This is a genomic window from Methylocapsa polymorpha (assembly GCF_045689225.1).
GTDB lineage: Bacteria > Pseudomonadota > Alphaproteobacteria > Rhizobiales > Beijerinckiaceae > Methylocapsa > Methylocapsa polymorpha.
In genome coordinates this window covers 95,510-107,953 of record NZ_CP136862.1, presented here as the reverse complement: position 1 = coordinate 107,953, position 12,444 = coordinate 95,510, and the positions used below count along the sequence as shown (strand labels likewise).

Sequence of the window (12,444 nt, the reverse complement as noted above, 5' to 3'; positions counted from 1 at the left end):
TGGGCGGCGGACACCGTGCGCGAGGCTTTATTCCTCTTCGCCAAATCGGTTTCCGACAAGCGCCTCGACCGCGGCGAGCGCTTGCGCCGCCTGCGCCCCGATCGCCGTGACGGTTATTGTCATCCCCGGTCCCGCGCCGAGGGTCAAGATGCCCATGATCGACGTTCCGCCGACCGTTTCGCCGCACCGGGTGATCGTGACCGCGGCGTCAAAGGCGTCGATGCACTGCACGAGTTTCGCCGTCGCGCGCGCATGGAGGCCCCGACGATTGATGATTTTAAGCTCGCGCACCAGCGCGCCCTCGGGCGGCTCAAAATCCGGACAAGGCTCGGCCCCGAAGCGGTCGGCGTCGTTATCTTTCATTTTCCGCTTAAAACCCGGCTGGCGACATAGATATATTTCCGGCCCGCCTCCTGGGCTTGGATCACTGCCTGTTCGAGACTACTATTTTCTCGCACCGACGCCAGCTTGATCAACATTGGCAGATTGATTCCAGCGACGACCTCGACATGAGCGTTGTTCATGACCGAGATGGCGAGATTCGACGGCGTTCCGCCAAACATATCGGTGAGGACGGCGACGCCCGCTCCGCTGTCGACCTGGCTCACTGCGGCCACGATGTCCTTGCGTCGCTGCTCAATGTCGTCGTCCGGCCCGATCGAAATGGTTTCGATCTGCTTTTGCGGACCAACTACATGCTCCAGCGCGGCGCGAAAGGCCGTCGCCAAGTGACCGTGGGTCACAAGGACCATTCCAATCATCGGACGCGCCTGTTCATGCAGGAACTTCGCGCGGGATCAGTGCCGACGTGAAAGGCGTTCGTCAAGGGAAGGACCACGCATTTTCGGAAAAAGCCCAGTGCAGGAAAGGTCCAGTGCGGGATAAGCCCGGCCAAAAATTTGGCGACGCTGGCGGGGACCTCAACTCGGTTCAACCTCTTGAAGATACATGCTGGCCATTTTGTGCGTCGCGGCGAACTTGGCAAGGGAAATGACGCGGCCCCGATCGGGTTGTTCTCGTTTCTTTCTCAAATCTGCGATGATTTCGATCCGGAGTGGAAAAGCTGCAACACCGTCAAAGCCAGATCCGACGCCGCGGAGTCCTGGTTCAATCGAATGAACGGCAAGCTCACGCCGGAGAGCCTGATCCGATCGCGATCCGGCTCCGGATAGCGCGCCGCCAATTGATCCGGGGGATCGAGATCGATGACGAGCCCGACGACGGCCGCAGCCAGGAAGGGGATTTCTAAAATTCCTTGGCCGCGCCGTTCGATTCGCCCCAGAATTAGCGGATGGCCGCGGGCGATCAATCGGCCGCCATGGTTTTCGAGATTGATTCGGTCGTCGCCGATGAGCCTGGCGAAAAAGCCGGCGTTCTCCGCCGCCGCGATCAAGGCCAAGGCCAGGCTGCTCTTGCCCGCGCCGGATTGTCCGCGGATCAGAACGGCCGCCTCCTTGATCGCGACCGCGCTTGCGTGAACATAATCTTGGTTTGGGACTTGACGAGGGCCTCGCCCGGAGTCGACGCCCGGCTGTCCGTTCGTCAGGCAGGGGCTCATCGCGCTTTGGGCAACCAGAGGGAGAGGCGCGCTCCGAGGACTATGCTTTCCCCGTGCGGGTCGACTGGTCCAACTCGATTGAAAGCCGATATGCGTCCGCCATGGGCCTCGATAATCTGGCGCGAGATCGAAAGGCCGAGGCCTGAATTTTGGCCGAAGCCTTGCGACGGCCGGTCCGTGTAGAACCGCTCGAAAATGCGCTCGAAGGCGTCGGCGGGAATGCCTGGGCCGTCGTCATCGACGAGAATCTCGAACCCCTCGCGCCATTGCCCGTTCGCCGTGACGTCCCTGGCCGCGCGCAGGACGACGCGGACGCTTCCGCCATCGGCTGAGAACGATCTCGCATTGTCGATGAGGTTGTTGAAAACCTGGCCAAGACGTGAATCATGGCCGAAAACCCGGAAGGATGGCCTGCGGCTCTCCTCGAAGGAGCCGCCGCGGGCGACCATGAGGCTGATGCGCACATCAGCCTCGGTCACCATTTGATTCGCCATCGAGACGACCGCGGCCAGCACCAGTTCGAGATCGACGAGATCCATGTCGGCGCGGGCCAGCTCGGCGTCGAGCCTCGATGCGTCGGAAATGTCGCTGATCAGCCTGTCGAGGCGGCGGACGTCATGCTCGATGATGGACAAGAGGCGCTGCCGCGATTCCTGCTTGCGCGCGATGGGCAAGGTCTCGACCGCGCTGCGCAGCGAGGTCAACGGGTTCTTCAGTTCATGCGCCACGTCGGCGGCGAAGCTTTCGATCGCCTCGATTCGATCATAAAGGGCCTTGGTCATGTCGCGCAGGGCCCCGGACAAATGGCCGATCTCATCCGAACGATCTGTGAAATCAGGGATTTCCCGGCGTGACTTGGTGCCTCGCCGAACCCGTTCCGCGGCGGCCGCGAGACGGCTGATCGGCTCAGCGATGGTTCCGGCAGTGAACAGCGAGAGCAGGAACATGATTCCAGCGGAAACCAGAAAGATCCGGACAATGGCCCAGCGTTCCGAGGCGATGATCTTGTCGATATCGCCGCCCTGGGTGGACAGCAGCAGGGCCCCGCGCACCACGCGGAAGCGCTGGATCGGCGCGGCGACCGAAACTATGGTCTCGCCCTTGGCGTTGACCCGCACGATCGACTGCTCCCCGCCGGACAGCGCCCGGACCACTTCGGGATAGGCTTTGCCATTGTCGACGCCATTATCCTCGTAGAGGGGTAGATCCCGGCTGAAAAGCCCTTTCAAGCTGTTCCATATGTGCTCGATGCGCGTCTCGGCCTGGTCGGCGGGGGCGGCTGGAAGATCGTAGCGCAGAATATTGGAGCGGCTCGAGAGCGAGCGCGAGTCGAGCAAGAGATAGCCGTCGCGGTCATAGATGCGAGCGCGCGTCCGCGTCGGGGAGGCTAGTCGGTGCAGGACTGGTCCGACGCGCTCCGGATTGATCGAGAACTCGAGCGAAGTCGCGGCTTCGTCGGCGAGTCCGTAACTTTCCCCCGGCGCGAGCTGCAGCAGCTTTTCGGGATCGATGGTGATCGAGTCGGTTTCGACCGTCGCCGAGGCGGCGATTGCTGCGGCGATGATCTCGCCTTGGGTCTGCAGGCTCTGCACCCTTGCTTCGATCAAGCCTTCGCGAAATTGGTTGAGATAGAGAAAGCCGACCAGGAGGGCGACAAGGCCGCCGAGGTTCAAGACGACGATTCGTCGCGTCAGCGAGGAGGAAAATCTTGAGCTTAGCGCCCGCGAAACACTGCGCGCCCGTACTGCTAAGCTTCGTCGAATGCGCTTCACCCGTCGGGCTGCATCGAGCGGTCGCTCGAAGGTCAGCCCGTCACGCGCTTCAAAAGTCATCGATTCGCAATCCCCCGTTGCAGCGGACGTCTTACTCCTTGAAACGATAGCCTACGCCATACAAAGTCTCGATCATCTCGAACTCTTCGTCAACCGCCTTAAATTTCTTGCGCAGCCGTTTGATATGGCTGTCGATCGTGCGGTCATCCACATAGACCTGATCGTCATAGGCCGCATCCATCAAAGCGTTGCGGCTCTTGACGACGCCGGGCCGCGTCGCGAGCGCTTGCAGAATCAAGAATTCAGTAACCGTAAGCGTAACCGGATCATTTTTCCAGTTGCAGGCATGGCGCTCGGGATCCATTTTCAGCGGGCCGCGCTCGAGGATCTTGGCGTCGCATTCTTTTTGGGCGGCGGCGTCCTTGGGATTTGCGCGCCGCAGGATGGCCTTGACGCGCTCGACGAGAAGCCGCTGTGAGAAGGGCTTGCGGATGAAATCGTCGGCGCCCATCTTGAGCCCGAATAATTCATCGATCTCCTCGTCCTTGGAGGTCAGGAAAATCACCGGCAAATCGGATCTCTGACGCAGGCGGCGAAGCAATTCCATGCCGTCCATCCGCGGCATCTTGATATCGAGGATTGCGAGGTCGGGAGGGTCGGTCTTCAACCCGTCGAGGGCGGTCGAGCCGTCGGTGTAGGTTTGAACGCGATAGCCTTCCCCTTCGAGAGCGATCGATACCGAGGCGAGGATGTTGCGGTCGTCATCGACCAAAGCGATCATTGGCATGAATGGTCCTAACTTCGAAATCGAGCGCGCACGGGACTTTGCATGAACCTTCCGCCGATGCGGAAGTCTCTACGCCTTTCTAGCCATTTGCGGCGGCGCGATACTCGGTGAATCACGGCGGCTGAGAGGGAAATCGCAGCGCGCGCGTGAATTCGGCGCAATTCCAAAACAAAAACGGAACCCGCCAATTATGCCCTATACAGGCCAAAGACCTGGAAATCATCCCTCAACTTACCTGCCGTCGAACTGCTCCGGCGGCTCAACGCCCCTGTTGCGCTCGGAAGCCCCCCTCTGCTTTTGGTTAACCTAGATCAACCTGAGCCTTGCATAACAGCAAAAAGGAGCGACTGAAATACGGCAACCTTAGGGCGCTGGCTTTTGCCGGGATAGGAGAAGTCGCTATTCGTCAGCCCGCCCCTCTGCCCAGTCTTTGGCGAAGACGCATATAATCAAAGAGATCGCTCAGCATGAAATGGCGGTTCTCGACGACGCGCATATGCGTCACGGTGGCCTCGTCGCCGGCGAGATAGCGGTGCGCTGTGGTGCGGAATGGTTCGGGCAAGGTCAGGTTGAAATCCGACGGCTGGGCCAGCAAACGGCAGAGCTGGTCGAACAAAAAGCGAAAGCGCTCGTCTTCGGGCTCGAGATAGGCCGCGCCGAAGTCTTTTCCGTAGCGATTGAAGAGATCCAGGTAATCCTCGATATCCGGCTTTTGCACCGCATGGCTTTCCACTGTGGCCGCGTCCTGCTTTCACGGCCGTGCTTCGGGATTGCATATCCGAGCGACTCTCGGCAAAGTCGCACCGAGCCGAAAAATTCTCGGCAATTAGGCTCGCTTGAAAACTCACTTGGCCGGATCATTCGACCGAATCACGAATGGCGTGTCTTATGCGCAATTTTCCCGTTTAAAGAATACTCCTAAATGATTTTCTTAACCTGAACTAGTATCCATTTTCGCGTGGAAATGGTTTATTACGGCTTGCAAGCGAAAGCGCGACCGACGCCGTCGCACTATGCACGCAATTCCTTTCAAGCAATACCTGTGCCTTACGGAAATGACTCGAATGAACGCCGCCGTCGCCTGTTCGACTTGTCGCTTCTGGGAGGTGGCGAACAGCATCGACGCGTCCTCCTTCGACGACCGGCCGCGGGGCGCGTGCCGCAGATCAGCGCCGCGGGCGCGTTCGGATTTCGATCGGATCATCGCCGATTATTTGGCGGTGATCGCCCGGAATCTCGGCCAAATCGACGATGAGGATGCGTTCTCGATTCATGAATCGGAGGCTGCCGCCGAATCCTATTGGCCCGTGACAGTCGGCGATGACTGGTGCGGCGAATATATAGCTCGATAGAAAATCAGCTCATGGTCGGGGCGGGAGAGCTTCGCGCGTCTCGATCCAGTCGGCCTCAGCGCAGGCATTTCGCACGCGGGCCCCGCCCTGCCGCGGGCTAGGCGCGACCGGAACACCGGGATGCGCATGCGTGAGGCGCGCCCGAGAACAGGCTCCAGCGGACCAATACAGAAATCGCCCGCAGCCCATCAAAGGCCACGGGCGTCAATAGCGATAAAATCTGTAGCCATGTCCCAGCTTCCGCCAACGACCTCGTATCGTCGGCGCGGCTTGGCGGACGCCTAGTCCTGGCAGATCAGGCCGCGGGTGACGTAGATCCGGCCGTCCGGTCCGACCACGCGGGTGACCTTGACGCAATCCTCGTCCTCGCCCTTGGCGGCGTGGCCGAGCTGGAGCGCAGGGCCTTTCGCAAGGGGCCCATAGGGCGTCACATAGGCTGACCTATGCTCCACCGTCTGTCCGCCAGCGTCGTAGATTTTGCTTTTCGGCGTAACCGTCAGCGGCGCCGCGAATACCGCCGCACCCAGGCACGATACGGCGATTCCCGCCATGGTGAGCTTTAACGCCTGAATTTCGACAGATTTGCGCGACTTGATCATGACCATTGCTCCCCTCCGCCCGGCACGTCCCCAAGCGGTCGAGCCAATCATCGCTGAAGCTCGACCTGGTGCTGTGCGGCAACACACAAGCTCAAACGCACAATCCGGCGAAAAGGTTTCGCGCGTCCATCAAAGAATTTAAAAAAAATAAAAGCCCCGTCGAAATGGCGAGGCTTTTGCCGAACAAAGTTCATGCGGGCTTAATAGCAAGCTTGGACCGCCTGGTACCCAACGAAATTGCCCCAAGCATCGTAAGCCGGCTGATTCTGCATATAGCAGCCGCCGCCATAGTACGGGCCGTAGGGATAGGGGCCGTAGGGGTAACCAGCTCCGGCGAGAGCGCCGACCGCCAAGCCGCCGATGACGCCGGCGGCAAACGGACCGCCCCAGCCGCCGTACCCGCGTCCGCCCCGCCAATGCCCGCCGCCTCGCCAACCGCCATGCCATCCGCCGCCGCGCCAGCCTTGCGCAGTGGACGGCGTCGCAGTCGCCGTGATGGCAAGTCCGAAAGTCAACGCCGCGAAGGCTGCGCCGGCCGCCTTCCTCACAATGCCGCTCATCTCAGATCTCCTTGACGCCTCGGCGCCGACCTCCAAAATGAAGCCGCCGCTTTCAAGTCGAACTTGCAGCCATGCGCCTGAACTTACGATGAACCATAAAGCCACAATTTGGCCTGGTTCAAGGAAATGAGCCGAAATGTTCTCAGAAATCGTCGCCGAACATGAGGTCGATCGGCGTTCGCCGATCCTTCGCACGTCCGGCGATCTCACCGTCGACCGCCGTTTCATTTATGCGCAGTCCGCTGCTGCTGACGGCGATCACGCCGCCGCCGCCGAGCTCCTGGAGCAGACCCTGGACCTCGCTCCGCATTGGGCGCCGCTCTGGCTCGCCCTCGCGATGGCCTATGAAAAGACGGGGCGGCCGGACGAAGCCGTCGCCGCTTTTTCGCGCGCGGCGGAGCTTGACTTCGAGGGCGAGCTCGGCGCCGGTCTTCACCTCGCCCGGCTCGGCGCGGCGCGAACGCCGGCGGGCGCGCCGGAAGGCTATATTCGCGGCCTCTTCGACCAATATGCGGATAGATTTGAGACGCATCTGATCGAAGGGCTCGCTTATCGCGGGCCGGGCCTGCTCGCCGATGCGCTCGCAAGCCTCGGGGCGGCGCGTTTCGGGCATGTCATCGATCTCGGCTGTGGGACAGGCCTGTGCGGCGCGCGCTTCCGCGCTTCAAGCGATCGGCTAACCGGCGTCGATCTGTCGCCGCGCATGATTCTCGAGGCGCGCGGCAAGGGCGTTTACGACCGGCTCGAGACTGGCGGGATTGTTGGTTTTCTCGCGCGGGAGCCGGCGCGCAGCGCGAGCCTTGTTCTGGCCGCCGACGTTTTCGTCTATTTCGGCGATCTCGCGCCTGTCCTCGCCGCGGCGGTCGGCGTCCTCGAACCTGTGGGGCTCTTCGCCTTCACGCTGCAGTGGGCTTCGGACAGAGACTATGAACTCGGCCCGGACATGCGATTTTCGCACAGCGAAGCCTATGTGAAGAGGGTTGCGCGCGACGCCGGCCTTTCCATTGCGCTCTTGGAGCAGGCCTCGACGCGCAAGGACGCCGGCGTGGATGCGCCGGGGCTCGTTGTCGTCGCAGCCTGCGCCTGAACTCTTCGTCACGCGCCCGGACCTAGATCACAGCCCGGAAACCTTTGGCTTGCCTATGCTTGCGGGTCCGGCTGATTCGGCGGCGTCCGAGCCGCCTTGCGGGCCAGGGGCTTCGTTCGCCGCCTGACTGGCGAGGCGCGGCCGGAACGCCTCCGCCGACATCTTGGCGGTGGCCAAATCCGCAGCGGCAAGGCGCGCGCCGAGCTCGTCGCGCTTTGCAGCGGCTTCCGCGTCGCCCTGCGTCGCGACGATCGCAAACCAGGCATAGGCCTTAACGACATCTTGCGGGACGCCAAGTCCTCGCGCCAGCAGAACTGCGAGATTGAATTGGCTGTCTCGAATGCCGAATTCGGCCGCCTTGGCGAACCAGAGCGCGGCGGTTGCGTAATCGGGCCGGCCGTCCGAGCTTTCGGCGGCGGCGATGACTCCGAGATTGTGCATCGCGCGCATATTGCCTTGCGCCGCCGCCGCCAAATAGAGATTGACGGCGCGGGCCATGTCGCGCGGCGCGCCGAGCCCTCTCTCATAAAGGGTCGCAAGCCGATATTGCGCCTTCGCGAGACCCTGCAGCGCCGCCTTCTCGTACCATTGCGCCGCCAGTTTCAGATCGCGCGGACGGTCGCGGCCCTCAGCGAACCGCAGCCCGAGCTCGAACTGCGCCGCCGCATCGCCGGCTTCGGCTCGTTCGCGCGGATCTTCGCCTGGGGCCAAGGGCTTGGGCGCTAGAGGGGGCGGCGCCGCAGGAGCTGGAGCCGTCACGATTTGGCGCAAATCGCCGGTTCGATCGAGCGCGCCGATCACAATCGGGGCGCTTCCGGCGATGGCTCTCCTCGCGGGAACGTCCGCACTAGGCTGCGCCGGTCCGCTTTGAGGCGTGGAGAGTGATTGCTGCGGTCCGAGTTGCGATGAATCGAGCAAGCCTGGAACGACCTGCGGCTGCTGTGTTGGGGCGGCGGGAGCGACGCCGCGCTCCCTCGCTGCGGCCTTGTCCACGGGCGGCTGCTGCGCCTTTCCGTGGACGAGCCCTTTTCCTAATTGCTTCAAAAGCGTAGGCGAAAGATCGTCGGTTTCAGCGGTGTGGACGACCGTTCGCGCTAGGGCATAGGCGCTCGCGGCGAGAAGCAAGGCCGCGAGGCTCAGTATGACGGGTCGCTTACGCGCGCCGAAGAAACGCCGCGCGCGATCGAGCAGACCAGAACTTGGTCCCGCGCCGGATTCGGACTCACTGTTCAAAAGGCCGTGGGCAGGGTCGAGGCGACCGTTCTGGGCCGTCTGCGCAGCCCGACGCGCGGCGGCGATAAAATCGGCCCGCCGGGCGCCTCCGTCGAGATCATAGGAGATTGCAGGCAAAATGCCGGCGCTGGGCGGCTCGCTCTTCTCGCGCCGTGACGGGAATCCACTGCCAGGCTCGAGCAGGACGTCAAACGCGTCGATCGATTTGGCGTCCAGCCCCGGTCCATTTTCCGCGGAAGGCTTCTCGGCGGGCTCCAGAGCGTTGGCCGCGAAGGCAATGGTTGGAGCGGCGGCGCCAATCTTGTCGCCGTCTTGCGGCCGCCGTTCCGCCCGAGGCGCGAAGATCGGCGTCAAGTTAGGCGCGAGAAGCGAGCCGAGGCGGGCCGGGTGCATCGCCCTGATGTCGGCCTCGACCTTGACGAGGCGTTCGGCGACCTTGTCGACGGTTTCCCTGAGCGCAGTCAAAGTCAGATCGACGCGCCGGTCGGCGGCTTCCCGCGCGGCGCGCAGTTCGGCGATTTCGCCTGTGCCGCTCGGCCCGAGATCGGACGTCGAACCGGGCTCGCCGGCGCTCGCGGCGGGCGCTAAATCGCGCGCGGCGCTCCGCTTGGCCGCTGCAACGGCCTCGGACGCGGTCCGGCGCGTCTCCTCCAGTTGCTCGAACAGGGCGCCTATCGAATTCTCGAGAGACGTGAGAGAAGCGAACGCCTTGTCCGCGCCATTGAGACGTTCGGCGACCTTGGCCATCTCGCGCTCGAGCGCTTCGATCGCCAAATCGGTCGATTTCGAGTCGCGCGCGGCCTCCATCCTTTCAACCAAGGAGCCAACCGACTCTTTCAGCGTGCCGGTCTCGGCCGAGGCGGCGGTCAACCCGGCCTCGAGCCGCGCGGCGAACAGCTTATGCGTGGCCTCGATATGCTGTGAAAGCGCGTCAAACTGGCCGCGGTCGCTCGACCTTGTGAAGGCCTCGTCAACTGTCCTGGTCAAAGCGTCGAGTCTCGCCTCGATCGCATCCAAGACGGAGGCGCGCGCCTGAGGCCTGAGAGGCGCCAGGGCTTCGTCCGTCGCGGCTCCGGGATTGTCGCTCTCATTTGGCGCGTCCTCCCGTCCATGGCCGACCAAATTTTTACTAAGCGGCTTGACCTGCCGTTCGATCTTGTCGATCGGCGAGGGGCGCGCGGCCGCGGCAGCCACAAGATCGCGAATCTCCGCCATCTGGTCCTGCATATGCGCGAAAGCGGACGGATCGGCGCCGGGCTTGTCAAGACTTTCGAGATTGGGCGGGGCGGTCTTGATCTCTCGCTTCAATGTCTCCAACGTCGAGGAATGATCGCTATCTCTCGTGGAGCCTTGGGCGTCGCGCGCAAGCCGATCGAATGCGTCCGTCACGGCCGCGCCTTGGCCTGCGTCTCGGCCGGACTCTATGTGCGCGTTCACATCGCCGGCGTCGGCGCCTTGCGTCGGCGCCTTTCCGAGATCTTCGGATGGGGGAGAAGCGTCCTTTCCAGGCTTGACGCCGCCGCCAACGGCTTCGCCTGCATGCGCCGGCGAGTGCAAGACGCCGCGGCACATATCGTCGAGCTTTCTGGCCAGCTCGGCAATATCGTTTCGGCCTCTGATCGGCGCTGATGCGTCGGCCGGCGGAGCGGCCAGGCTCCATTCGGTTCCGACCAGCCCACTGGCGTTGAGACGGGAGAGGAGATCGGACTTGAACGGAAAGGCCGTCTGCTCCGAGGCGCCGAGGCCAGCGCCCTGGCTCGGCGCGGATTGAGCCGGCGCCGGGTTTGGCGCGGCGCTAGCGGCGGCCCGACGCTCCGAGCTTGCTGCGCCAGCCGCCGCAGGGGATTTCGTGAGAGCGGCTTTCGGCGAATCCGTCATCCCGACCGCAGCCGGGGTCCGACGCCGGGTGAATATTTGTAGTTTGGCTTCGACGGCCTGCAGAGCGTTCTTCGTAAACGCGTCGCCAGATTCAACGCCGCTTCGTTCGCGCAGGCGCGCCTCCAAATCATCCAGTTTTCGCGACAGCTCGGCAAAAGTCTCCCACTTTGCGCCTCCGCTCGTCCCGCTCGGCGAGATCAGCTTGTTGACCGCGGCGAGAACTTCCCCGGCTTGATGACGGCGCGCGGCGGCGTGCCGCTCCAAGGCCTCGATTGCAGCGGCGAGCAATGCTTCCTGGTCATTTGGGCCGGCGGCGCGATCGTCGAGGCCGTAGGACGCGGCAGTCTCGGCGCTTTCTTGGCGCGTCCCCTCATCGCCGTCCGGGCCAACGGCTTCGCGCCTTGCATGGTCTGCGTCGCTCATGCGTGCCGCATCCGGCAAATCCTGGACCCCGGTCGATTGACGGAAAACAGCGGCGTCCGCGGGCAAGTCGCCCTCCGATAAACCGCCTTGCTTCGCCGTTTCTCGAACATTGGAGCCTGTTCCGTCGCCGCTTCGCGAGATTGCCTTGCTCATGATCCCGTCCGGCCGGGTCGGTTGCGTTTCAGAATAGCGCCGAATGCGGGTGGAATTGCGGTTTGGCGAAAAGGGATTCGCAAAATGGCTTTGCTGCGGCACGGAGAGACATTCTAAGCCCCGGGTAAACGATGGGTTAATCGCGGCGTGGCGGCCTGCGCTCATGCCGCGCAAAATAGGTTGTGTTTTTAGTATACACACTTTTAGGTTGCATAATCCTCAAAGTTTGCATATTTTTTTCGAGTTGGATTTCACCAGGAATTGGAGGTGATTGCGATGGACACAAACCCAGCGCATGACAGAAATTATCAGCCACAGGACGGCTTGCGTCGGGCTCAAGGCGATCCGGAGCTCCGGCCAAATTCGTCGCGCTTGCGTTCGTCTAAGCCCCCTAAGTCCGAGTTGCGTCTGTCTGATCCCGCGGCGAGCAAATCGGCGGGGCATTGGAGCACGATCCGCGAGATGGCGCGCGACTTTGGCGTCAGCATTCGCGCGCTTCGGTTTTACGAGGATCGCGGCCTTCTTCACCCGAGGCGCGAGGGCACGGCGCGCCGGTACAGCGCGCGCGACCGGCTCTATCTCAAGATGATTCTCAAAGGCAAACAGCTCGGGTTCACTTTGTCTGAGATCCACGACATTTTGGCCGCACGCGAAGCGACGACGGGGGATCAGAACAGGGCCGCCCAGCCTTCGACCATGACGGAGCTGACGACGTCCGCGGCGCAAGACTTGGCTATGCATAACTTAACGGGCGATGAGTTGGAGAACTTGGACTTGGAGATGGGCCTGCCCCCCGAGCAGATCGTCGCCCAGATCGATTATCTCGAACGTCAACGCAAGGACCTTGATGAAGCAATCGTGGCATTGCGGGACGCGCATCGGCGCCTTCTTCAATCTCCATGTCGCATAGCGGTATCATGAGCCAAGCAAGATCTCCCGCTCGGCTCGGACAGGAATGCGCATGAGGACGCCGGGTCCAGGATGATAAGCCGACGCGGAGGCGGATGCGCCGAACCATAGGCTCGCGCATCGACTACGCAGC

At 62.5% G+C, this 12,444-nt stretch carries 12 protein-coding genes; 3 read left to right on the top strand and 9 right to left on the bottom strand.

Features of this window, described 5'->3' with window-relative positions:
- Positions 1-27 precede the first annotated feature (27 nt).
- The 6 genes from RZS28_RS00530 to RZS28_RS00505 all read right to left on the bottom strand — a co-directional run bounded on the left by RZS28_RS00530 (position 28) and on the right by RZS28_RS00505 (position 4,835).
- On the bottom strand, positions 28-363 hold the full coding sequence (locus tag RZS28_RS00530) for an HPr family phosphocarrier protein (protein ID WP_407339281.1): 336 nt from the start codon (positions 361-363) through the stop codon (positions 28-30).
- The gene (locus RZS28_RS00525; protein WP_407339280.1) at positions 360-761 is read right to left on the bottom strand and encodes a PTS sugar transporter subunit IIA; all 402 of its coding nucleotides are present in this window, start codon (positions 759-761) and stop codon (positions 360-362) included. Before RZS28_RS00525 ends, RZS28_RS00530 begins: the two co-directional genes overlap by 4 nt.
- Positions 762-1,027: 266 nt before the next feature.
- Entirely contained in the window at positions 1,028-1,558 is a 531-nt protein-coding gene (locus RZS28_RS00520; protein WP_407339279.1) for an HPr kinase/phosphorylase, read from the bottom strand.
- The gene (locus RZS28_RS00515; RefSeq protein ID WP_407339278.1) at positions 1,555-3,390 is read right to left on the bottom strand and encodes a stimulus-sensing domain-containing protein; all 1,836 of its coding nucleotides are present in this window, start codon (positions 3,388-3,390) and stop codon (positions 1,555-1,557) included. The genes RZS28_RS00520 and RZS28_RS00515 overlap by 4 nt, the downstream gene beginning before the upstream one ends.
- A 31-nt stretch (positions 3,391-3,421) precedes the next feature.
- On the bottom strand, positions 3,422-4,117 hold the full coding sequence (locus tag RZS28_RS00510; RefSeq protein WP_407339277.1) for a response regulator: 696 nt from the start codon (positions 4,115-4,117) through the stop codon (positions 3,422-3,424).
- Positions 4,118-4,523: 406 nt separating this feature from the next.
- Entirely contained in the window at positions 4,524-4,835 is a 312-nt protein-coding gene (locus tag RZS28_RS00505) for a hypothetical protein (protein WP_407339276.1), read from the bottom strand.
- Between the two features lie 346 nt (positions 4,836-5,181).
- Here RZS28_RS00505 and RZS28_RS00500 point away from each other — a divergent pair, with 346 nt between their 5' ends.
- The gene (locus tag RZS28_RS00500; RefSeq protein WP_407339275.1) at positions 5,182-5,469 is read left to right on the top strand and encodes a hypothetical protein; all 288 of its coding nucleotides are present in this window, start codon (positions 5,182-5,184) and stop codon (positions 5,467-5,469) included.
- Positions 5,470-5,750: 281 nt separating this feature from the next.
- Here RZS28_RS00500 and RZS28_RS00495 read toward each other — a convergent pair whose 3' ends face one another.
- A complete protein-coding gene (locus RZS28_RS00495) occupies positions 5,751-6,068 on the bottom strand; it encodes a hypothetical protein (RefSeq protein ID WP_407339274.1) in 318 nt (105 codons plus the stop codon).
- 200 nt (positions 6,069-6,268) lie between these two features.
- Positions 6,269-6,628: a hypothetical protein gene (locus RZS28_RS00490; RefSeq protein ID WP_407339273.1), complete on the bottom strand. Its 360-nt coding sequence runs from the start codon at positions 6,626-6,628 to the stop codon at positions 6,269-6,271.
- Positions 6,629-6,764: 136 nt separating this feature from the next.
- On the opposite strand from RZS28_RS00490, the gene RZS28_RS00485 reads away from it, so the two are divergent.
- Entirely contained in the window at positions 6,765-7,715 is a 951-nt protein-coding gene (locus RZS28_RS00485; protein WP_407339272.1) for a methyltransferase, read from the top strand.
- A gap of 27 nt (positions 7,716-7,742) precedes the next feature.
- Here the strand turns inward: RZS28_RS00485 and RZS28_RS00480 are convergent, their stop codons facing one another.
- Entirely contained in the window at positions 7,743-11,402 is a 3,660-nt protein-coding gene (locus tag RZS28_RS00480) for a tetratricopeptide repeat protein (protein ID WP_407339271.1), read from the bottom strand.
- Positions 11,403-11,678: 276 nt separating this feature from the next.
- On the opposite strand from RZS28_RS00480, the gene RZS28_RS00475 reads away from it, so the two are divergent.
- The gene (locus tag RZS28_RS00475; protein ID WP_407339270.1) at positions 11,679-12,323 is read left to right on the top strand and encodes a MerR family transcriptional regulator; all 645 of its coding nucleotides are present in this window, start codon (positions 11,679-11,681) and stop codon (positions 12,321-12,323) included.
- The last annotated feature ends 121 nt before the right edge of the window (positions 12,324-12,444 follow it).

Excerpts from the sequence above, each read along its gene's own strand:
- RZS28_RS00530 (WP_407339281.1), bottom strand. The coding sequence starts at position 363 with ATGAAAGATAACGACGCCGACCGCTTCGGGGCCGAGCCTTGTCCGGAT.
- RZS28_RS00525 (WP_407339280.1), bottom strand. The coding sequence starts at position 761 with ATGATTGGAATGGTCCTTGTGACCCACGGTCACTTGGCGACGGCCTTT.
- RZS28_RS00520 (WP_407339279.1), bottom strand. The coding sequence starts at position 1,558 with ATGAGCCCCTGCCTGACGAACGGACAGCCGGGCGTCGACTCCGGGCGA.
- RZS28_RS00515 (WP_407339278.1), bottom strand. The coding sequence starts at position 3,390 with ATGACTTTTGAAGCGCGTGACGGGCTGACCTTCGAGCGACCGCTCGAT.
- RZS28_RS00510 (WP_407339277.1), bottom strand. The coding sequence starts at position 4,117 with ATGCCAATGATCGCTTTGGTCGATGACGACCGCAACATCCTCGCCTCG.
- RZS28_RS00500 (WP_407339275.1), top strand. The coding sequence starts at position 5,182 with ATGAACGCCGCCGTCGCCTGTTCGACTTGTCGCTTCTGGGAGGTGGCG.
- RZS28_RS00495 (WP_407339274.1), bottom strand. The coding sequence starts at position 6,068 with ATGATCAAGTCGCGCAAATCTGTCGAAATTCAGGCGTTAAAGCTCACC.
- RZS28_RS00490 (WP_407339273.1), bottom strand. The coding sequence starts at position 6,628 with ATGAGCGGCATTGTGAGGAAGGCGGCCGGCGCAGCCTTCGCGGCGTTG.
- RZS28_RS00485 (WP_407339272.1), top strand. The coding sequence starts at position 6,765 with ATGTTCTCAGAAATCGTCGCCGAACATGAGGTCGATCGGCGTTCGCCG.
- RZS28_RS00480 (WP_407339271.1), bottom strand. The coding sequence starts at position 11,402 with ATGAGCAAGGCAATCTCGCGAAGCGGCGACGGAACAGGCTCCAATGTT.
- RZS28_RS00475 (WP_407339270.1), top strand. The coding sequence starts at position 11,679 with ATGGACACAAACCCAGCGCATGACAGAAATTATCAGCCACAGGACGGC.